The organism is Flavobacterium gelidicaeli (assembly GCF_013294005.1).
GTDB lineage: Bacteria > Bacteroidota > Bacteroidia > Flavobacteriales > Flavobacteriaceae > Flavobacterium.
This window is the reverse complement of the sequence record NZ_JABSNK010000002.1, coordinates 88,368-109,214: the sequence shown is the minus strand read 5'-3', so window position 1 is coordinate 109,214 and position 20,847 is coordinate 88,368. Positions and strand designations below refer to the sequence as shown.

The following is a 20,847-nucleotide window of genomic DNA, read 5'->3' as shown; positions in this document are numbered from 1 at the left end:
TAAAAGTGATGGCCACTTTAAAATCGATAAGTGGTTTCTGGAGTGATGCAATAATCGAGTTGTACATCGCCTTCAAAAATATCCGAAATTATTGTTTCGGCTTCAAAGAAGGATAATCCTATTTTAATTACTTCAGGTTTGCATTCGGCTAAAAATTTATCATAAAACCCTTTGCCATATCCTACTCTATTTCCTTTTTTATCAAATGCTAAAAGCGGAATAAAAACCACGTCTATTTTTTTTGAAGGCACTTCGATTCCGTCTACGGGTTCTGGAATGTTATAGGCATTCTTCTTAATTCGGGTATTATCTGTAAGTAAAAAATGAGTCATTATTCGGGTCTCAAAGTCGGCTTTTGAAACAATAATTTCTTTGTCTTTTCCGGAAAGTAAGTGTAGAATCAACTCAGTATCCACTTCTTTATGTTCTACTATAGGAAGGAAAACATGAAAATAAATTTTATCCCAAATAGGAAGCGTCAGTAACTTATTGGCGATAGCCAAACTATTCTCTTCAATTTCAATTTCGGAAAGATTTTGTCGAAGATTTTTGTATTTCTTTCGGAGTTCTGTTTTAGTGTTTGGCATTTATAAGCGTCTTTGAAATATGATAAACAGCATCACCTTGATAAACAATAGGTGCTTGGTTTGCATTGATAATATACCCGTCATTTGGGGCTTTTATTTTACGCTCAAATTTCCCAAAAGGATCAGTAATAGTAGCTAGAACGGTTCCTTTGGTAACAAATGCACCTACATAACCATTGTCATGTAATAATCCAGAGCATTTAGCACGAATCCATGCTGATTTTTCTATATATATTGTTTTCTTGTTTTGATCTTCATTAAAGTGTTTTGAGTCTAACATATCAAGATGTTGCAGGATTCTTTTGGCACCTTCAACACCGGCATCAGCAACAGGATAATTAATGTCAAGTGATTTTCCGCCTTCAAAAAGCAGCATTTTTACATTTAGTTTTTGACTAGCATTTCTAAAAGTTCCACCAATGTTTTTTGAATATAAAGTAAAAGGGGCATTAAAAGCATCGGCTAAATCTTTAAGATCTTCATTATTAGGAGCAAGTCTTATTTGAGGGGCATTAAATCTACTCGCGCCACCCGCATGAAAATCGACTGCATAATCAACAACAGGCATAATTTCAGTAAGAAGGTGAAAGGCAAAACGACTAGCGAGTGACCCTTTTTTACTTCCAGGAAAAACCCTATTTAAATCCCTACCATCTGGAAATTGACGCGACATATTTACAAAACCAAACATATTTATTACTGGAATACAAATAGTTGTACCTCGTTTTGGTTTATTGATTTTTTTAGAAACTAGCTGACGAACAATTTCAACACCATTTATTTCGTCACCATGAATTCCAGCAGAAAAAAGAACTGTAGGGCCGTCAATTTTAGAACGCTGTACAATTATTGGAATCTTAAGTTTTGTAGCGTTATGGAGTTTTGCGATTTCCATGTTAATGGTTTTGCTTTGTCCTGGCAAAATAGTTTCTCCTAGGATGGTAATGGTTTTTGCGTTTTTCATATTGAATTAAAAGCTAAAAATAGAAATAATTATTTTGAATTCGTAAATTTGAAAATAAATAAGCAGAGGTTTGTAAAATTAACACCCTCAAATAGGAAAGTTGCAGTAAACGGCATCTTTTTTGAAATAAAAACACAATGGATAAACCAACTCTCCAGCTCCAGATACAAACTCTACCAGATAGTCCTGGCGTTTATCAATATTATGATAAAGAAGGGAAAATTTTATATGTGGGTAAAGCAAAAAATCTAAAAAAACGAGTTGCTTCGTATTTTAATAAAATTCACGATACGGCCAAAACAAACGTATTGGTTAAGAAAATAGTAACAATAAAGCACATTGTAGTTCCTACAGAAACTGATGCGCTTTTATTAGAAAATAACCTGATAAAAACATTGCAACCGCGTTACAATGTTTTACTACGTGATGATAAAAGTTACCCTTGGATTTGCATCAAGAAAGAGCCTTTCTCTCGCATTTTTGCCACTAGAAGGATGATTAAGGATGGCTCTGAATATTTTGGCCCGTATACTAGTTTTAAAACAGTTAACACTATTTTAGAATTGATAAAAGAATTGTACCCTTTACGAACATGTAATTATGATTTAAGCCAATCGAATATTGATAGCGGTAAATTTAAAGTTTGTTTAGAGTATCATATTGGCAATTGTAAAGGGCCTTGTGAAGGGTATGAAAGTTTAGAAAATTATCAAAAACAAGTAGATGCTATTCGGGAAATACTAAAAGGGAATTTCAAGGAAAGCATGAAGGATTTTAAACGGGTAATGATTGAACTTGCTCAAGACATGCACTTTGAAGAAGCACAAAAAATAAAAGAAAAAATAGAAGTACTTGAGAATTATCAATCGCGTTCTACGATTGTGAACCCAAAAATCACTAACATAGACGTTTTCTCAATCATATCAGACGAAGCGGCAGGTTTTGTAAACTTTTTACAAATTTCGCATGGTGCTATTATTCGCTCGCACACCATGGAAATTAAGAAAAAACTGGAAGAAACTGATGAAGAATTATTAGAACTAGCCATAATAGAGCTAAGGGAGCGCTTTCAGTTATTGTCTAAAGAAATTATTGTGCCTTTTAAAGTAGATTTGGGCGAACAAATAAAAGTGACAGTACCGCAACTTGGGGATAAAAAACAAATTTTAGACTTATCGATTCGCAATGCAAAATTTTACCGCATTGAGCAATTAAAGCAATTACAAATCGTTGACCCTGATAGGCATACTAACAGGATCATGGCGCAAATGCAAAAAGACTTGCGATTACCTGTTGAACCAAGGCATATTGAGTGTTTTGACAATTCTAATATTCAGGGTACAAATCCTGTTGCTGCTTGTGTGGTTTTTAAAGATGGAAAGCCCAGTAAAAAAGATTACCGTCATTTTAATATAAAAACAGTCGAAGGACCAGATGATTTTGCCTCTATGACAGAGGTAGTTTATAGGAGGTACAAAAGGTTACTTGATGAAAATGAACCGTTGCCTAACTTAATTATTATTGATGGAGGTAAAGGGCAATTATCAGCAGCGTTAAAGAGTTTAGATGATTTAGAGTTGCGTGGAAAAATTGCAATAATCGGAATTGCAAAAAGACTAGAGGAGTTATTTTATCCTGGGGACTCAGTACCTTTATATTTAGATAAAAAATCAGAAACTTTAAAAGTGATTCAGCAATTGCGAAATGAGGCACATCGTTTTGGGATTACACATCATCGCGATAAACGGAGTAAAGCGGCATTAAATTCTTCAATAGAATCAATTCCCGGAATAGGCGAGAAGACTATGCTAACACTGATTCAGCATTTTAAAAGTGTAAAAAGATTAAAATTAGCCACAGAAAAAGATATTACTGCGGTAATAGGTGTGTCTAAAGCAAAAAAAATTGTCGACTTTTACAAAACTATAACCTAATAATCGTTTGGAAGCGAATTGTTAAAGGAATAAATCCCTAAAAATAATAATTATTTATGAAGCAGTATAAACTTTTAATATTCACGCTTTTCTTTTGTTTGAGTGTATTTTCGCAAGAGCAAAACCGACCTAAAATAGGGTTAGTGCTTAGCGGAGGAGGAGCCAAAGGATTTGCGCATATAGGTGTTTTAAAAGTTTTAGAAGATGCAGGAATTAAGATTGATTATATAGGAGGAACCAGTATGGGAGCAGTCATAGGGGGGTTGTATGCTTCAGGTTATACCGCTTCACAGATTGATTCTGTTTTTCAAAAAACTAATTTTGATGAGTTAATAAATGATTTTGTACCTAGGTCTTCAAAGAATTTCTACGAAAAAAGAAATGATGAATTATATGCCTTAGTATTGCCTTTTACTAAGTTTAGAGTGGGCATTCCAGAGGCCCTTTCTAAAGGAATGTACAATTTTAACTTAATTAGTAAATTAACTCGTAATGTAAGGCATGTTAGGGATTTCAATAAATTACCAATTCCTTTTTTATGTATTGGTACTGATATAGAAACTGGAAAACAAGTCATATTGGATAGCGGTAACTTGCCGCAAGCTATAATTGCTAGTGCGGCGTTTCCGTCGTTATTTTCACCTGTAGAGGTCGACGGTAAATTACTGGTTGATGGAGGTGTTACTAATAATTATCCTATTGATGAAGTTAGAAAATTAGGTGCTGATATTATTATAGGTGTTGATGTTCAAGATGATTTGTTAACTAGAAAATCTTTAAAAGATGCAACACGTATTCTAGTTCAAATAACCAACCTGCATTCCATTGAAAAAATGAAAGAGAATGTAGCTCAAACAGATATTTATATTAAGCCAGATATTAAGGACTACGGCGTTATCTCTTTTGATAAAGGAAATGAAATTATCAAAAAGGGAGAAAATGCTACGTTTGCAGTGTATGATAAAATTCAACAACTAGCTGAAGGACAAACAGCTTATGTGAAACCAAAAATGATTATCAATAAAGATAGTTTAGAAATAAAGGATATAAATATCAATCATTTAGATGATTTTACAAGAGATTATGTACTTGGAAAATTACGTTTTAAACCCAACACTAAAATTAGTTATGAACAGTTAGAGCGTGGGATAAACAATATCAATGCTACACAAAACTTTAGTGTTATCAATTACTCTTTAGATGCTAACAATGGTGATGATAATTTGAGTTTGCAATTAAAAGAGAATCAAACAAAATCTTTTCTGAAATTTGGTTTGCATTATGACGGCTTGTTTAAAAGTGGTATTTTAATTAATCTAACTCGTAAAAAGACATTTTTTAAAAATGATATTGCTTCTTTAGATGTTGTTTTAGGAGATAACTTCAGGTACAATTTTGATTATTATATTGAGAATGGCTATAATTTAAGTTTTGGGTTCAAGTCAACTTTAAATCAATTTAACCGTAATGTAGTGAGCCAGTTAGGTGGTTTAGACCTTGCAGATGTAAGCGTAAATAATATTAATGTTGATTTTTTAGACGTTACCAGTCAATTTTATTTTCAATCTTTATTTGTTCAAAAATTTTTAATAGGTGGAGGGTTAGAGTATAAATACCTCAAAATAAATTCAGAAACGGTAACTGCAACTGCGCCTGTAATTGATAAAAGTAGTTATGCAAGTGTTTTTGGATACATGAAATACGATTCTTTTGATGATAAAGACTTTCCTACTAGAGGATGGTTTTTCTCAGGAGATATAAAGTCGTTTTTATTATCATCAGATTATACAAAATCTTTTGAGCCTTTTAGTATTGCAAAAGCAGAATTTGGATTAGCAGCAACTTTATTTAAAAAAGCCACTATAAAGTTTCAAACAGAAGCTGGTTTTTCTTTTGGAGATCAAAGCGTACCGTTTTTTAATTTTATTTTAGGTGGTTATGGATATAAAACATTTAATAATTTTAGACATTTTTACGGTTACGATTTTTTAAGTATTGCTGGAGATAGTTACATAAAAACTACAGGTACGGTTGATTATCAAATATTTAAAAACAACCATGTTAATTTTACGGCTAATTTTGCTAATTTAGGAAATAGAATATTCGACTCTGTAGACTGGATTTCGATACCTAAATATTCGGGTTATGCTGTAGGTTATGGATTAGAAACGGTTATTGGCCCCATAGAAATTAAGCACTCTTGGTCTCCCGAAAATTCAAAAGGATACACTTGGTTTAGTGTAGGATTTATGTTTTAAATTTAATTTATTTCAATAATAATTCCGATATTTGTTATAATGAAAACAAAATGGGCAGGTTTGTTAACGTATCTTCAATTCCTTATCAAGAGAAATCCTGAATAGGGTACTCTTTTTTGATTTAGAATAGCAAATTTCAAAGCCTTCTAGCTTTATTTAGTTACACTTTAAACAAAAAAACATGCCATTATATCATAAATTAGGGACTTTTCCTCAAAAAAGACACACGCAATTTGTAAAACCAGATGGAGGTTTTTACTACGAACAGTTATTTGGTGCCGAAGGGTTTCATGGTCACGCCTCTTTATCTTACCATGTTCATAGGCCAACACAGATTAAAGAAATACTTAAATCGTATTCAGTAGAACCAAAAATTGCCATTGGTAAAAACATAAAATCATTGCTTCTTAAAGGTTTTGAATTGAAACCAGCCGATGATTTCTTAGAAAGTCGCAAACCCATGTTAGTCAATAAAGACTGTACAATAGGACTTGCCGCACCCCGAAAATCACTTACAGAATATTTCTATAAAAATGCCGATGCCGATGAAATGATTTTCATCCATAAAGGGAAAGGAAAATTACGCACTATGTTAGGGAATATCCCTTTTGAGTACGGAGATTATCTGATTATTCCTCGCGGAATCATATACCAAATTCAATTTGATACCGAAGATAATCGCTTGTTCTACGTCGAGTCGTTTGCGCCTTTTTATACTCCAAAACGTTATAAAAACGAATCTGGACAACATTTAGAACATTCTCCTTTTTGCGAACGTGATTTTATCTTGCCAAGCGAGCTAGAAACACACGACGAAAAAGGCGACTTTTTAATCAAAATCAAAAAAGAAGGCATGATGCACGAAGTGGTTTATGCCACGCATCCTTTTGATGTAATAGGTTGGGACGGATACAATTTTCCATACGGATTTAGTATTCACAATTTCGAACCAATAACTGGGCGTGTACACCAACCGCCACCGGTGCATCAAACATTTGAAACCGCTACATTTGTTGTTTGTTCCTTCGTGCCAAGGTTGTATGATTACCACCCAAAATCAGTTCCGGCACCTTACAATCACAGTAATATCGACAGTGATGAAGTATTGTATTATGTTGATGGCGATTTTATGAGCCGCAACAATATCGAGCAAGGACACATCACCTTGCACCCAAAAGGGATTCCGCACGGTCCAGCACCAGGAGCAATGGAACGCAGTATTGGGCATAAAGGCACAGAAGAGTTGGCAGTTATGGTCGATACGTTCCGTCCGTTGATGGTTACCGAGGAAGCAATGGGACTTGATGACGGTCAGTACTATAAATCTTGGGTAGAGTAAGTAGTATTTGCTTGCAATAAAATAACCACATTATAATTTTCATTTTGATTAGTTTTATAGGTAGGAGCAATTTCCTGCTGTTCGCTAAATCTTTATGTTTTTAAAGAAAAAACATAAAGGATACCGCTACCATCAGGGCTAGGATTAAGTGCAATTAACACACAAATTTTAAATTAGAAAAAATCAGTAAAAATCAATTTTATCCGCTTCATTCGCGTTTCAAAATTAGATTTCGCATAAAAATAAACACAATGGCAAAAGAAGTAAAATCAGTAGAATACGGATTAGAGAAAATATTTGAAGGAGCACAAGATTTCCTTCCGTTATTAGGAACTGATTATGTAGAATTCTATGTAGGAAACGCAAAACAATCCGCTCATTATTATAAAACAGCTTTCGGTTACCAATCATTGGCGTATGCCGGACTAGAAACAGGAGTAAGAGATAGAACGTCTTATGTTTTAAAACAAGACAAAATACGTATTGTATTAACGACGCCTTTAACACAAGACTCACCTATTCATGAGCATTTAAGAAAACACGGTGACGGAGTAAAAGTAGCTGCTCTTTGGGTTGAAGATGCAACTAGCGCTTACGAAGAAACTATGAAACGTGGCGCACGTTCATTTATGGAGCCAACTGTAGAAAAAGATGAGCATGGAGAAGTAGTGCGTTCTGGAATTTACACTTATGGAGAAACAGTTCATATATTCGTTGAGCGTAAAAACTACAACGGTGTTTTCTTGCCAGGCTATAAAGAATGGAAATCAGATTATAACCCAACACCAACAGGTTTAAAGTACATTGACCACATGGTAGGAAATGTAGGTTGGAACGAAATGAACACATGGGTGAAGTTCTATGAAGAGGTGATGGGATTTGTAAACTTCCTTTCTTTTGATGACAAACAAATCAATACAGAATATTCTGCTTTGATGAGTAAAGTAATGTCAAACGGAAATGGTAGGATTAAATTTCCAATCAATGAACCAGCCGAAGGAAAGAAAAAATCACAAATCGAAGAGTACTTAGATTTCTATGGAGGTCCAGGAATACAACATATAGCAATAGCTACTGATGATATTATTAAAACAGTAAGTGAATTAAAAGCAAGAGGAGTTGAGTTTTTATCAGCGCCACCACATACTTATTATCAGGCAATTCCAGAACGTTTGGGAGAGCACATGAAAATGATGAAAGAAGATTTAGGTGAAATAGAAAAGTTAGCCATCATGGTAGATGCCGATGAAGAAGGGTATTTATTGCAAATTTTTACTAAACCAGTACAAGATAGACCCACCTTGTTTTTTGAAATTATTCAAAGAATGGGAGCCAAAGGTTTTGGAGCGGGAAATTTTAAAGCACTTTTTGAATCAATCGAGAGAGAACAAGAATTACGAGGAACTTTGTAAAAACGTCTTTTTTTTGCATTATGTGAAAAAATAACTATTCAAACAGTTCGAATTTTATCAATGATTTGTTAAACTTTTTTTTTAGTTTTCATATCTAGTTTTGTTAACTACCTTTGCACTCGCAAAATGGAAGGGGTGGTTTCCTTCCGATTTGATATAAATTTCATAATTTATAGTTTTTTGGTTAGTTAATAGCATAAAAACTCAGTCATTATTTGACTGAGTTTTTTTGTTTTAATATATTTGGAACAAAATTTGCAACTTACTACAATAAATAGAAAAAGTAAATTATGAAAAAAATAATCCTATTCTTCTTATTGGTACTAACAGTAAGTTTTGATAACCGCAACCAAGACGCCTACGATGTAGGAGAATGGTTTAAATTTCGTATCCACTACGGATTAGTTAATGCAGGCTACGCCACACTTGAGGTCAAAGATGCTACAATAAATAACAAAAAAGTATTTCATGTTGTGGGTAAAGGGTACACAACTGGTATGTCTCGTTTTTTCTTTAAAGTAGATGATTTATATGAAAGCTATATTGACAAAGAAACCGGAAGTCCGTATCGATTTGTTAGAAAAATTGACGAAGGTGGCTACAAAAAAAATCAAGAAGGCTTTTTTAATCAATCATCAAATAGAATTCTCGTAAAAGATTATAAAAACAATAATGAGAAAACGTTTGTAATTCCTAGAAACACACAAGATATTTTATCGGCATTTTATTATTTAAGAAACTATCCAGGGATCGAAAAGATCAATACAGGGGAGTCTATTGCTATAGATATGTTCTTTGATGATGAAACAACAAAATTTAAGTTAAAGTTTGTAGGTCGTGAAAATATTACGACTAAATTTGGCGTTGTCTCTTCAATGATTTTTAAACCCCTTGTGCAATCAGGCCGTGTATTTAAAGAGCAAGAAAGTTTGACAGTGTGGATTTCAGATGATGATAATAGACTGCCTATTAGAATAAAAGCAGACCTAGCAATTGGCTCGCTAAAAGCAGACTTAGATGGTTATAAAGGATTAAACAATACGTTTAAAATAAAAAAATAATGAGCATTAATGAAAATAGAGAAGCTATTTTAAAAGAAATAGAGCTTAAATACGATGCTATAAATCAAAAAACCGATACGCATCTTGAAGGTTTGTTGTGGGCAAAACCAATTAATTACTGGGACTACATTCAAACTGATGCGTTACTGAGCTTACAAACACAAAGAACTACGCTTCCTGATGAAATGGTTTTCATCATGTACCATCAAGTAAATGAATTGATTTTCAAGATGATTCTATGGGAAATGCAGCAAATATGTCATAGTGACAATATAAATACTGGTTTTTTTACCGAAAGGATTATGCGTGTAAGTCGCTATTTTGACATGCTCACCACGTCTTTTAGTATTATGGAAGAAGGTATGGAAGTGGAGCAATATATGAAATTTAGAACGACGTTAACTCCTGCAAGTGGGTTTCAAAGTGCACAATACCGTTTAATAGAATTCACATCAACTGATTTGATTAATCTAATTGATAATCGCTTCAGAGGTAAAATTGATAGAAATACACCTTACGAAAATGCTTTTGAGCACTTATATTGGCAGGCGGCAGGAAAAGACTATACAACTGGTAAAAAATCATTTTTATTAGAGGAATTTGAGCGCAAGTACAAAGACGTGTTTTTAAAACACATGGAACAATACAATTCTATAAATATTTGGCAAAAATTCAAACAACTTCCTGAATTAGACCAAAAAAATCCTGACCTTGTAAAAGCAATGCGTCATTTTGACCATACAGTGAATATTACTTGGGTAATGCAGCATCTTAATGTAGCTATAAAGTATATTGATCACAGCGGAAAAGGAGATGGAGAAGCTACTGGTGGTAGTGATTGGAAAAAGTATATGCATCCAAAATACCAACGAAGAATCTTTTTTCCAGAATTGTGGAGTGAGGAAGAGTTGGCAAATTGGGGTCTTGAAAAATAAGTTGAATTAGAAAAAAACACACATAGTTTGAAGCAAGTATTAATAATTATCATGGTATTGACAACAATACTATCTTGTAATAAATCCGAAGATAAATCTGAAAATAAATTGCCAATTAAAAAGGTGAAAGCAGTTGCGGAGAATTCTGATTTTGGCTTTAATTTTTCTGATTATAATGTAGTACAAGACACGGTAAGAAAAGGGGATACTTTTGGTACAATTATAAACAAGCAAAACATTGGTGACAGGAAAGTGTATGAAATTGTTGAAAGTGTAAAAGATACTTTTGATGTTCGCATTATTAGGCCTAATAAGGCTTATACTATGTTGCGATCTAAGGATAAGAAAAACAAATTAGAGGTTTTTGTGTACCAACCAGATGCTTTAAGTTATTATATTTTTGATTTACGTGATTCAGTTATTGTAGCACATAAAAAAACGAGACCTATTACTATTAGAAGACGTACAATAGGAGGTGTTTTAAAAGGCTCTTTGTCTGAAACTTTAGGAAATGCAGGAGTAGAAGCTGCTTTAGCTAATAGAATAACTAAGATTTATTCGTGGTCAATTGATTTCTTTAAATTAAAAAAAGGCGATCGCTACGGAATTACTTTTACCGAAAGGTTTATTAACGATTCTATTTATGATGGAGTTGACGAACTAGAAGCTTCGTTCTTTGAATACAAGGGGAAGTTTGTTTATGCTTTTCCTTTTGCTCAAAATGAATCTACTGGCAAAGTTGAATATTATGATGAAGAAGGGAAAACGTTAAAAAACTTTTTTCTAAAAACGCCTATTAAATTTAGTAGAATTACTTCCCGTTTTACAATGAATAGATTTCACCCCGTACAACACCGCTGGAAAGCACATAAAGGAACAGATTATGCAGCTCCAACAGGGACGCCTATAACAACTACTGCTTCAGGAGTAGTTGAACAAGCAGGTTATACTGCGGGTAATGGTAATTTTGTCAAAGTCAAACACAACGGAACTTATTCTACGCAATATTTACACATGTCAAAAATATTAGTTAGACGAGGTCAGCATGTTAATCAAGGAGATGTAATAGGAAGAGTAGGGAGTACTGGCTTAGCAACGGGTCCTCATGTTTGTTACCGTTTCTGGAAAAATGGAGTTCAAGTTGATGCTTTAAAGTTAAATTTGCCAAGTGGAGAACCTATGGAAGGAACTAATAAAGCCCGTTTTTTAAAGAAAATAACACCACTAAAATTAGAATTAGACAGTATTGCTAATTTGTAAATAAAATTTTTAGATTAAACTTGTTTTATAGATATAAAATTTAATATGAGGCTCCAAGTTGTCAATTTGATAATTTGGAGCTTTATTTTTATCGAAAGTAACGCTGCGAAGAATGTTGATTTTCGTATTTGTTTGAAAGGGTTTATTAGTTAAAACATATTTCAGTATTTTTACAACCATTAAACACTTGAACTAAAAAAAATGGCTTTACAAACAATTAACCCAACAACAACTCCGTCTTGGAGCAAACTTCAGCAGCATTTTGAAGTTATGCAAAATGTTTCTATGCAAGAAATGTTTAAAGAGGACGCTGCGAGAACAACAAAATTCAATATAAAATGGAATGATTTTTTACTTGATTACTCTAAGAACAGAATAAATCAAGAGACTATTTCGTTACTTTTAGATTTGGCAAACGAAATGGGATTGAAAAATGCTATCACGGATTATTTTGATGGAGAGATTATAAATCAAACCGAAAATAGAGCAGTACTACATACTGCTTTACGAGCAAAAGAAAATGCGGTAGTAAATGTAAATGGAGAGAATGTTATTCCAGAAGTTTATGCTGTAAAAGATAAAATAAAAGAATTTTGCCATGAAGTTATATCGGGTGATAGAAAGGGTTATACAAGCAAGGCTTTCACTGATGTTGTTAATATTGGTATTGGAGGTTCTGATTTAGGCCCTGCTATGGCAGTTGAGGCTTTACAGTATTATAAGAACCACTTAAACGTGCATTTTGTTTCAAATATTGATGGGGATCATGTAAATGAAATTATAAAGAAATTAAATCCCGAGACTACACTTTTTGTTATTGTTTCTAAAACATTTACAACTCAAGAAACGCTAACAAATTCTGAAACTATAAAAAAATGGTTTTTAAATAGTGCTATACAAAAAGATATTGCCCAACATTTTGTTGCAGTTTCAACTAATATTGAAAAAGTAACACAATTCGGAATCAATCCTGACAATGTTTTTCCAATGTGGGATTGGGTAGGCGGACGTTTCTCGTTGTGGAGTGCTGTGGGTTTAACAATTAGTCTTGCAGTAGGTTTTGACAATTTTGAGGAGTTGTTAAATGGGGCAAATGAAATGGACGATCACTTCAAAACAGCTGATTTTGATAAAAATATCCCAGTCGTCTTAGCTTTATTAAGTGTTTGGTACAATAACTTCTTTGGAGCCGAAAGTGAAGCGCTAATTCCCTACACACAGTATTTACAAAAATTGGCGCCTTATTTACAGCAAGGCACAATGGAGAGTAACGGCAAGAGTGTAGGGAGAGATGGTAAGGTAGTAAATTATGAGACCGGTACGATTATTTGGGGAGAGCCAGGTACAAATGCGCAACATGCCTTTTTTCAATTGATTCATCAAGGAACTAAATTAATTCCTTCTGATTTTATAGGTTATGTAAAACCTTTATATGGAGACCAGGACCATCATAATAAATTAATGTCAAACTTTTTTGCGCAAACCGAAGCATTGATGCAAGGAAAGTCTAAAGAAAAAGTCCAAGCTGAATTTGACAAACAAGGGTTAAAAGCATCAAAAGCAGCATTTTTATTACCTTTTAAAGTATTTGAAGGCAATAAGCCTACTAATACGTTATTGATTGAGCAGCTAACCCCTAAGACATTAGGATCGTTAATTGCTTTATATGAACATAAGATTTTTGTTCAAGGAATAATCTGGAATATCTTTAGTTTTGATCAATGGGGAGTAGAATTAGGTAAACAGTTGGCTAGCTCTATATTAAGCGAAATTGAAACTGGAAAAATAGCCAATCATGATAGTTCAACTTCCTTTTTATTGAACTATTATTTAGATAAAAAATAAAATTCTGTTTAATTTTATATAAAAAAACCTGATTTTTAATAAAAAGTCAGGTTTTTTTTAGCTTTTACAGTTGTGACTTTTTCAGGGAATTGTTTGCTGAATTAGCAGGTTTTAGGCCTTGTGTATCAGAGTTTATAAGGTATTTTTATAAGAATAGCTTCTTTGCTGAATTTAATCAAAATACCACTATGTGAAAAAAAATAATTTTTCTTAACGTTGTCTTAACTTTTTACGGAAAATAAGTTATAATTTTGCCAAAAATAATAAACTAAACAAAAATGAAAACAATGAAAAATTGGTTATTCTCTGGATTTATGTTTTTAATAGCAGTTTCTGCTTTTTCTCAAGGGAAAGTTACAGGAACCGTTACTGATGGACAAGGTTCTTTACCTGGTGCAAATGTTGCTATGAAAGGATCTAAAGTTGGAGTTTCAGCAGATTTCGACGGTAAATTTTCAATTAATTCTACAACAGGTACAGGAGAATTAGTTATTTCTTTTATAGGTTACGAAAATAAAATTATAAAATTTTCTGTAGCAGATGGTGGAACGGTAAATTTAGGATTTATTGTTTTGAAATCAAACTCTAATGAGTTAAGCGAGATTATCGTTAAAAGTAGTGTTGTCGATGTAGCTAAGGATAGAAAAACTCCTGTAGCTGTTTCTACTATTAAAGCTTCAGAAATTCAAGAGAAATTAGGTTCTCAAGAGTTTCCTGAGATTTTAGCTAATACGCCTTCTGTATACGCTACTAAATCTGGTGGAGGTTTTGGTGATTCAAGAATTAATATTCGTGGTTTTGATCAAAATAATATTGCAGTGATGATTAATGGTGTTCCTGTTAATGATATGGAAAACAATTCTGTTTATTGGTCAAACTGGGCAGGTCTATCTGATGTTACTTCTGCAATGCAAGTACAAAGAGGTTTAGGTTCATCTAAATTAGCGATTTCTTCTGTAGGGGGAACAATCAACGTTATTACAAGAACTTCTGATATGAAAGAAGGTGGTTCTATAGGTATAACGTCAGGTAATGATGCTTATTTGAAAGTTCAAGGGGCTTACAATACGGGAGTTATGGCTAATGGTTTGTCTGCATCTATATTGTTGAGTTCTACTACTGGAGATGGTTATATTGATGGAACAAAATTTGAAGGTAAGAATTATTTTATAGCATTTGGTTATAAAGCAAATGAAAAACATGATTTTCAGTTTACCTTTACAGGCGCTCCTCAATGGCATAATCAAAGATCTTCATACTTAAAGATTTCAGACTATAGTAAGTATAGTGCAGATGGAGGACTTGATACTAAGTATAACTCTGATTGGGGTTATAAAGGAGGTAAGGAGTATTCATATTCAAGAAATTTTTACAGTAAACCAGTTGCTTCGATTAACTGGGATTATAAAATAAATGATATAACAAAGTTATCTACAGTTCTTTATGGTTCATGGGGACGTGGAGGAGGAACAGGTGCCCTTGGAAAAAGCCCTTATTCTACAACAAGAACGGCTGATGGGTTATTACAGTTTGATGAATTGGTTAAGTACAATACAGGTCAAGTAAATACTTTAGGAGCTACTTCATTGACTCCTACTGGTGGTCAATATATTGCGAATAGTAAAGATGGATATGTTAGAAGAGCTTCTATTAATTCTCACAACTGGTATGGGGCTGTAATTAATTTAAATAATAAATTATCTGAAACATTAACTCTTGATCTAGGAATTGACGCAAGAACTTATACTGGTTTTCATTTTAGAAATATAAGTGATTTATTGGGAGCTGATGGATATTTGGATAATTCAGATATTAATAACCCTAATAGAACATTGAACAAAACCTATGATTCTTCTGCTAGTTTAAACCCTTTTAGCAATGTAAAAGATCAAGAGAAAATTGTTTATAATAATAATGGTAAAGTAACTTGGTTAGGTGTTTTTACACAACTTGAATACTCTAAAGATAATATATCTGCATTCTTACAAGGTGCGGTTTCACAACAAGGGTTTAAAAAAGAAGATCCTTTTACTTATTTAACTACTGATCCTTTATATGCAACAGATTATAAAAATATCATTGGTGGAAATATTAAAGGTGGTCTGAATTACAATATTGATGACAAAAACAATGTATTTGTAAATTCAGGATTTTACTCAAAACAACCTAACTTTAGTTCAGTTTATAGAAATAATAAATCAATTGTCGCTGATAATTTAGTTAATGAAAAAGTTGTAGGTTTAGAAGCAGGTTATGGTTTTCGTACATCAAAATTTAATGCTACATTAAATGTTTATTATACATCTTGGAAAGATAGATTTCAAAGATTATCTGATCCTGATTTTACAAATAACAGATATGGTTACTATGAAGCTAACGGTGTGAATGAGGTTCATACAGGTGTTGAGCTTGAAATGACGGCTAAGCCATTACCTAAATTGAGTTTTACTGCAATGATTTCTGTAGGTAACTGGAAGTATAATGGTAATGCTAAATTTGACAGATTTGATAGCAATAATGCTAAATTTGAGTCTGGGGAATTATTCTTAGATGATGTTAAAGTAGGTGATGCTGCTCAAACTACTGCTAGTTTAGGTGCTAAATATGAAATTTTTGAAGGATTTAGTATTGATGCAAATTATAGAATTGCAAATGAATTATTTGCTTCAATTGATCCTGCTACTTACTTAACAGCTGATAATCAAGGGACTTTAGAATTACCTTCTTACGGTTTAATGGATGCTGGTTTATCTTATAAATTACCATTAGGTAGTAAAAATAAAAATTCTATTAATTTTAGATTTAATATGAATAACGTTTTAAATGAAACATACATAGCAGAATCTAAAACTAATATTTTTGTTACTGATGCAACTACTCCAACTTATGATGGTATTGCTACCGATAATAAAGTTTGGTTTGGTTTTGGAAGAACTTGGAACTTTAGTGTTCGTTACAACTTCTAATCAAATAATAAAATTTATAAAAACCCTCATTTCATTCGAAATGGGGGTTTTTTTTATCCCTTTTTTACTTATATTTGTTTTTAAAAAATAGTTTATTTATGTACGATTTTATTCAAAAATTTCACTCAGGTTGGGCTTATTTAGCTCTTTTATTATTAGTAATTGCAGTAGCTAATTCACTTATAGGGCATTTCTCTAAAAAGGAATTTACAGCAACTGATAGAAAAATTGCGTTATTTGGTCTTATAGGAACGCACACACAATTGCTAGTTGGTTTAATTCTATACTTTGTGTCGCCTCTAGGTTTTGCTTCTTTAGGAAATATGTCAGATAAAGCGATACGTTTAACTTCGCTTGAGCATCCTTTAATTAATATTATTGCTATTGCTTTAATAACTATCGGTTGGTCAAAACATAAAGAATTGTTGACAAGCGAATCAAAATTTAAAACATTTGCCATTTTTTACACCTTAGGTTTACTTCTTATCTTGAGTAGAATACCTTGGAATTTGTGGTTTAAAAACTAAAAAAAAAGTCCTCTTTGCAGGACTTTTTTTATCTAGGTATGGTTTTTGTAAAATACAGATTGAAATAAAAATAATATGAAAAAATTTATTACACCATTTTTTTTAATTGCTATAATTGGTTTTGCTGCCAGCCAAAGCGCTATAGCAGAAAGGGTTAAGACTACGTTACAAAAAACGACTATTCAAAAAGATACACTTAAAAAAAGTAAAAATGTAGTAGCTGTTCAACCAGAAGCGGCAAAAGATACCATCGCTGAAAAATACGGTAAGTTAAGCCCCTATAAAACCAATGCACATGCGTCCTATTACGCAGATAAATTTCATGGTAGAAAAACAGCGAGTGGTGCACTATTTAATATGCATAAATATACAGCAGCACATAAAAAATTCCCTTTTGGAACCATGTTAAAAGTTACCAATCAGGTTAATGGAAAATCGGTTATTGTCGAAGTTAATGATCGTGGTCCTTTTGTAAGGTCTAGAGAAATTGACCTTTCTAAAAAAGCCTTTATGGAGATTGCTAAAAATAAAGGAATTGGTGTGATGACTGTAACAATTGAAGTTTTTTCAAAGTAATATTACCAATTTATAAAAGAGTTTTTACTTAAATAAGCATTGTAATAACGGCTGTCCCGAGTAACTTCTTGACCTAACCATAATGGCTTTTCAAAAATTTCTGTTTCTGATTTTAGCTCAATCTCAGCCATTATTAAGCCTTCGTTTTCACCATAGAATTCGTCAACTTCATAAGTGTGTTCGCCTACCTTTACTTCATAACGGGTTTTATCAATAATGCCTTTTTCGCAAAGTAATAAAAGGCTTTCTGCTTCATTAATTAGGATTTCTTTTTCCCATTCAAATCGTGACATTCCACTTTCGCTTGATGCGCCTTTAATGGTCAAGAAAGCTTTGTTTCCTTTAATTCTAACCCTAACGGTTCTTTCAGGAACAGCGCTTAAGTAGCCTTGTTTTATACGGTTTTTAGAAAAAGCCTCTTCTTTGAAGGCGTTTGATGTAACCAAAAATTTGCGTTCTATTTCAATCATTTTATCTGTTTTTTTTAAGGAGCTATTCCAGCTGTCCGCTGTATCTTTTTATCTTGCACTTATTTTAAAAACATGGAATAAGTGCAAGATAAAAAGGATGCCGCTTCCATCTGGGCTAAAAAGCGTATCCAAATATATTAAATTTATTTAACAGCAATGGCGTTTCATTTTATATAAAATGGCTATAAATTTGTAAAATGATAGCTAGCATTCCTAACCGAAAAATTATTCATATAGACATGGACGCATTTTATGCCTCTGTGGAGCAAATGGACAACCCTGCGTTAAAGGGAAAGCCTATTGCAGTTGGAGGTTCAGAAAATCGAGGGGTAGTTGCAGCCGCAAGCTATGAAGCTAGAAAGTTTGGAGTTCGCAGTGCTATAAGTGGTGTTATGGCTAAAAAAAATTGTCCTAACCTTATTTTTGTCTCTCCTAGATTTGAACGCTATAAAGAGATTTCTAAGCAAATTCATAAAATATTTAAAGATTATACAGATCTCGTAGAGCCTTTGTCCCTTGATGAAGCCTATCTTGATGTGACCCACAATAAAAAGGGTGCAACCAGTGCAAGTTTATTAGCAGAGGAGATTAGATTGCGAATTTTTAATGAAGTTGGTTTAACTGCATCTGCAGGGATTTCGATTAATAAATTTGTTGCTAAAATTGCCAGCGACTATAACAAACCTAACGGACAAAAAACGGTTAATCCAGACGAAGTAATTGCTTTTTTAGAAAATTTACCTATTCGTAAATTTTATGGAGTAGGAAAAGTAACTACCGAAAAAATGTACCAATTGGGTATTTTTACGGGATTAGAATTAAAAAGTAAATCAGTTGATTTTTTAGAAAAACATTTTGGAAAATCGGGAGTGTTTTATTACAATGTGGTGCGCGGAATTCACAATAGTGGAGTCAAACCGAATAGAATTTCTAAGTCTGTTGCTGCCGAAAATACTTTTGATACCAATTTGTCTTCAGAGATTTTTATGTTAGAGCAGTTAGATAAAATCGCGACTACTTTAGAGAGGCGATTAAAGAGGAGCAATGTCTCGGGTAAAACAATTACACTTAAAATAAAATATAGCGATTTTACTCAGCAAACCAGGAGTAAAACGTTACCCTATTATATTTCTGACAAAGGATTGATTCTAGAGTCGGTTAAGGAGTTGTTGTACCAAGAACGTATGAAAGATTCAGTTAGATTATTAGGGATCTCCATGAGTAATTTAAATACAGAAGTTAAAAAAGCCGTTTTTGTGCAATTAAAATTTTCCTTTTAGGCTAAAAAAAACACGTTCAACAATAGTTAAATGCAAAATTTCTAGTCTTTTTGTTTTATATTAAATTTATATTTGAATAAAAATAGACGATCATGATTAATTTTCAAGACTATGATAATGGGGTTGCTAAGTTTAATGAAGCCCTTAAAATAAATTCTAATCCAGTGTTTTCATGGGATTTTTATAGTGATGCATTCATGCAATTGAAAAGCAGGAATGTGGATACTAAAAAAATTAAAGAATTGGCGCTAGCATCTAAATGGGTAAATGTTCATTGGGATATAAAAAACGCCCTTTCTGAGGAAGTAATTGTAGTTACTGACGCAAGTCTAACCATTGTTTTTGCATCCCAGAATATCGCTAAAATGAACGGATATAAATCCGAAGAAGTTGTTGGTAAGAGCCCTAGGATGTTTCAAGGTGCTGCGACTTGTCAGGAAACTTCAAATGAAATAAAAAAGGCTATTAAAAATGGTGTTCCTTTTGAGAAAAAGGTTGTGAATTATAAGAAAAACGGAGATGTTTACTACTGTTTGATTAAAGGTTTTCCTGTATTTAACAAAAAAGGGAATCTATCGCACTTTATCGCTTTTGAGCAAGCAGCATAAAAAAAAGCTTTTCGTTATGAAAAGCCTTTTTTTTATAATTTATAATGTGATTTAATCTTTACTAGCAAGTTTAGAGAATAATCTTAAAAACTCGATGTACAGCCATACTAGCGTTACCATTAGTCCCATAGCGCCAAACCATTCCATGTATTTTGGCATTTTTTGCTGTACTCCTTTTTCTATTCGATCAAAATCTAAGAATAAGTTCAAAGCTGCAATTACAATTACAAAAACACTTATACCAATACTCATCCATGAGTTTCCGTAGTGTACTGGTTGGTATCCTGTGAACATAGAAAATAACCACGTAATAAGGTAATAAGTAGCTATGGCAAGTGTTGCAGCAACAACAACCGATTTAAATTGTTCTGTTACTTTTACGATTTTGAATTTATATAATCCTAAACAAACAGCAAAGGTTACAAATGTTGCTCCTACAGCTTGAGTTACAATTCCAGGGAATTTAATTTCAAATATAGCCGAAATCCCTCCAATAAAAAGTCCTTCGAATAAGGCATATCCAGGTGCTAAGTAACCCGAATATTGTGGTTTGAAAGCAGCGGCTATAACTAAAATTAATCCAATAACTGCCCCAGCGATAGCGGGAACCATAGCGTTCATTCCGTTAAAAGCCATCCACCATACCACCATTGCTGATGCTATAAGTAATAAGAATAATAAAAAAGTTTTATTGATTGTTCCTGACAAAGTCATTTCTTGGTTATAATCAATAATTTTAGCTTGATGCATATCATCTCTTCTAGTAGCTGTAGTAGCTGAGAAAGATTTGTTGTTCAAAAAAGGGTTTTTTGACTTGAAATTCAT

17 protein-coding genes are annotated in these 20,847 nt (G+C 32.9%); 13 read left to right on the top strand and 4 right to left on the bottom strand.

Features of this window, described 5'->3' with window-relative positions; all coding sequences use genetic code 11:
- Window positions 1–17 precede the first annotated feature (17 nt).
- Both HNP99_RS03180 and HNP99_RS03175 read right to left on the bottom strand, forming a co-directional pair.
- The gene (locus HNP99_RS03180; protein ID WP_173851223.1) at window positions 18–587 is read right to left on the bottom strand and encodes a 5-formyltetrahydrofolate cyclo-ligase; all 570 of its coding nucleotides are present in this window, start codon (window positions 585–587) and stop codon (window positions 18–20) included.
- Window positions 574–1,551, bottom strand: a complete 978-nt coding sequence (locus HNP99_RS03175; RefSeq protein WP_173851221.1) for a succinylglutamate desuccinylase/aspartoacylase family protein — start codon at window positions 1,549–1,551, stop codon at window positions 574–576. The genes HNP99_RS03180 and HNP99_RS03175 overlap by 14 nt, the downstream gene beginning before the upstream one ends.
- A 137-nt stretch (window positions 1,552–1,688) precedes the next feature.
- Here HNP99_RS03175 and uvrC point away from each other — a divergent pair, with 137 nt between their 5' ends.
- From uvrC to HNP99_RS03120, 11 genes are all read left to right on the top strand, one after another.
- Window positions 1,689–3,485, top strand: coding sequence for an excinuclease ABC subunit UvrC (gene uvrC / locus HNP99_RS03170; RefSeq protein ID WP_173851219.1), 1,797 nt, complete (start codon window positions 1,689–1,691; stop codon window positions 3,483–3,485).
- Window positions 3,486–3,541: 56 nt separating this feature from the next.
- On the top strand, window positions 3,542–5,743 hold the full coding sequence (locus HNP99_RS03165; RefSeq protein WP_173851217.1) for a patatin-like phospholipase family protein: 2,202 nt from the start codon (window positions 3,542–3,544) through the stop codon (window positions 5,741–5,743).
- Window positions 5,744–5,924: 181 nt separating this feature from the next.
- Window positions 5,925–7,082 (top strand): homogentisate 1,2-dioxygenase, encoded by a 1,158-nt coding sequence (locus tag HNP99_RS03160; RefSeq protein WP_173851215.1) that lies wholly within the window; start codon window positions 5,925–5,927, stop codon window positions 7,080–7,082.
- A 251-nt stretch (window positions 7,083–7,333) separates the two neighbouring features.
- Window positions 7,334–8,494 carry a 4-hydroxyphenylpyruvate dioxygenase gene (gene hppD, locus HNP99_RS03155; RefSeq protein ID WP_173851212.1) on the top strand — a complete coding sequence of 387 codons (1,161 nt, stop codon included), beginning with the start codon at window positions 7,334–7,336 and terminating at the stop codon, window positions 8,492–8,494.
- Between the two features lie 290 nt (window positions 8,495–8,784).
- Entirely contained in the window at window positions 8,785–9,555 is a 771-nt protein-coding gene (locus HNP99_RS03150) for a DUF3108 domain-containing protein (RefSeq protein WP_173851210.1), read from the top strand.
- Window positions 9,555–10,490 carry a tryptophan 2,3-dioxygenase family protein gene (locus HNP99_RS03145; protein ID WP_173851208.1) on the top strand — a complete coding sequence of 312 codons (936 nt, stop codon included), beginning with the start codon at window positions 9,555–9,557 and terminating at the stop codon, window positions 10,488–10,490. The genes HNP99_RS03150 and HNP99_RS03145 overlap by 1 nt, the downstream gene beginning before the upstream one ends.
- A gap of 27 nt (window positions 10,491–10,517) precedes the next feature.
- Window positions 10,518–11,750, top strand: a complete 1,233-nt coding sequence (locus HNP99_RS03140) for a peptidoglycan DD-metalloendopeptidase family protein (RefSeq protein ID WP_173851206.1) — start codon at window positions 10,518–10,520, stop codon at window positions 11,748–11,750.
- Between the two features lie 201 nt (window positions 11,751–11,951).
- Window positions 11,952–13,595, top strand: a complete 1,644-nt coding sequence (pgi, locus tag HNP99_RS03135; protein ID WP_173851204.1) for a glucose-6-phosphate isomerase — start codon at window positions 11,952–11,954, stop codon at window positions 13,593–13,595.
- Window positions 13,596–13,882: 287 nt separating this feature from the next.
- A complete protein-coding gene (locus HNP99_RS03130) occupies window positions 13,883–16,561 on the top strand; it encodes a TonB-dependent receptor (RefSeq protein ID WP_371810425.1) in 2,679 nt (892 codons plus the stop codon).
- A gap of 98 nt (window positions 16,562–16,659) precedes the next feature.
- Window positions 16,660–17,088 (top strand): hypothetical protein, encoded by a 429-nt coding sequence (locus HNP99_RS03125; RefSeq protein ID WP_173851200.1) that lies wholly within the window; start codon window positions 16,660–16,662, stop codon window positions 17,086–17,088.
- 75 nt (window positions 17,089–17,163) lie between these two features.
- Window positions 17,164–17,664 carry a septal ring lytic transglycosylase RlpA family protein gene (locus tag HNP99_RS03120; RefSeq protein ID WP_173851198.1) on the top strand — a complete coding sequence of 167 codons (501 nt, stop codon included), beginning with the start codon at window positions 17,164–17,166 and terminating at the stop codon, window positions 17,662–17,664.
- A gap of 2 nt (window positions 17,665–17,666) precedes the next feature.
- Here HNP99_RS03120 and HNP99_RS03115 read toward each other — a convergent pair whose 3' ends face one another.
- Window positions 17,667–18,134 carry a CYTH domain-containing protein gene (locus HNP99_RS03115; protein ID WP_173851195.1) on the bottom strand — a complete coding sequence of 156 codons (468 nt, stop codon included), beginning with the start codon at window positions 18,132–18,134 and terminating at the stop codon, window positions 17,667–17,669.
- Between the two features lie 197 nt (window positions 18,135–18,331).
- Here HNP99_RS03115 and dinB point away from each other — a divergent pair, with 197 nt between their 5' ends.
- Entirely contained in the window at window positions 18,332–19,414 is a 1,083-nt protein-coding gene (gene dinB, locus HNP99_RS03110; RefSeq protein WP_173851193.1) for a DNA polymerase IV, read from the top strand.
- 92 nt (window positions 19,415–19,506) lie between these two features.
- A complete protein-coding gene (locus HNP99_RS03105; RefSeq protein ID WP_173851191.1) occupies window positions 19,507–20,022 on the top strand; it encodes a PAS domain-containing protein in 516 nt (171 codons plus the stop codon).
- 51 nt (window positions 20,023–20,073) lie between these two features.
- On the opposite strand, the gene HNP99_RS03100 is transcribed toward HNP99_RS03105, so the two are convergent.
- Window positions 20,074–20,847 (bottom strand): Bax inhibitor-1/YccA family protein, encoded by a 774-nt coding sequence (locus tag HNP99_RS03100; protein ID WP_173851189.1) that lies wholly within the window; start codon window positions 20,845–20,847, stop codon window positions 20,074–20,076.

What these genes read in the sequence shown, in the direction of transcription:
- HNP99_RS03125 (WP_173851200.1), top strand. Translation starts at nt 16,660, where the DNA reads ATGTACGATTTTATTCAAAAATTTCACTCAGGTTGGGCTTATTTAGCT.
- HNP99_RS03100 (WP_173851189.1), bottom strand. Translation starts at nt 20,847, where the DNA reads ATGAATTTCAAGTCAAAAAACCCTTTTTTGAACAACAAATCTTTCTCA.
- uvrC (WP_173851219.1), top strand. Translation starts at nt 1,689, where the DNA reads ATGGATAAACCAACTCTCCAGCTCCAGATACAAACTCTACCAGATAGT.
- HNP99_RS03160 (WP_173851215.1), top strand. Translation starts at nt 5,925, where the DNA reads ATGCCATTATATCATAAATTAGGGACTTTTCCTCAAAAAAGACACACG.
- HNP99_RS03145 (WP_173851208.1), top strand. Translation starts at nt 9,555, where the DNA reads ATGAGCATTAATGAAAATAGAGAAGCTATTTTAAAAGAAATAGAGCTT.
- hppD (WP_173851212.1), top strand. Translation starts at nt 7,334, where the DNA reads ATGGCAAAAGAAGTAAAATCAGTAGAATACGGATTAGAGAAAATATTT.
- HNP99_RS03180 (WP_173851223.1), bottom strand. Translation starts at nt 587, where the DNA reads ATGCCAAACACTAAAACAGAACTCCGAAAGAAATACAAAAATCTTCGA.
- pgi (WP_173851204.1), top strand. Translation starts at nt 11,952, where the DNA reads ATGGCTTTACAAACAATTAACCCAACAACAACTCCGTCTTGGAGCAAA.
- HNP99_RS03175 (WP_173851221.1), bottom strand. Translation starts at nt 1,551, where the DNA reads ATGAAAAACGCAAAAACCATTACCATCCTAGGAGAAACTATTTTGCCA.
- HNP99_RS03120 (WP_173851198.1), top strand. Translation starts at nt 17,164, where the DNA reads ATGAAAAAATTTATTACACCATTTTTTTTAATTGCTATAATTGGTTTT.
- HNP99_RS03115 (WP_173851195.1), bottom strand. Translation starts at nt 18,134, where the DNA reads ATGATTGAAATAGAACGCAAATTTTTGGTTACATCAAACGCCTTCAAA.
- HNP99_RS03105 (WP_173851191.1), top strand. Translation starts at nt 19,507, where the DNA reads ATGATTAATTTTCAAGACTATGATAATGGGGTTGCTAAGTTTAATGAA.
- HNP99_RS03130 (WP_371810425.1), top strand. Translation starts at nt 13,883, where the DNA reads ATGAAAAATTGGTTATTCTCTGGATTTATGTTTTTAATAGCAGTTTCT.
- HNP99_RS03150 (WP_173851210.1), top strand. Translation starts at nt 8,785, where the DNA reads ATGAAAAAAATAATCCTATTCTTCTTATTGGTACTAACAGTAAGTTTT.
- HNP99_RS03165 (WP_173851217.1), top strand. Translation starts at nt 3,542, where the DNA reads ATGAAGCAGTATAAACTTTTAATATTCACGCTTTTCTTTTGTTTGAGT.
- dinB (WP_173851193.1), top strand. Translation starts at nt 18,332, where the DNA reads ATGATAGCTAGCATTCCTAACCGAAAAATTATTCATATAGACATGGAC.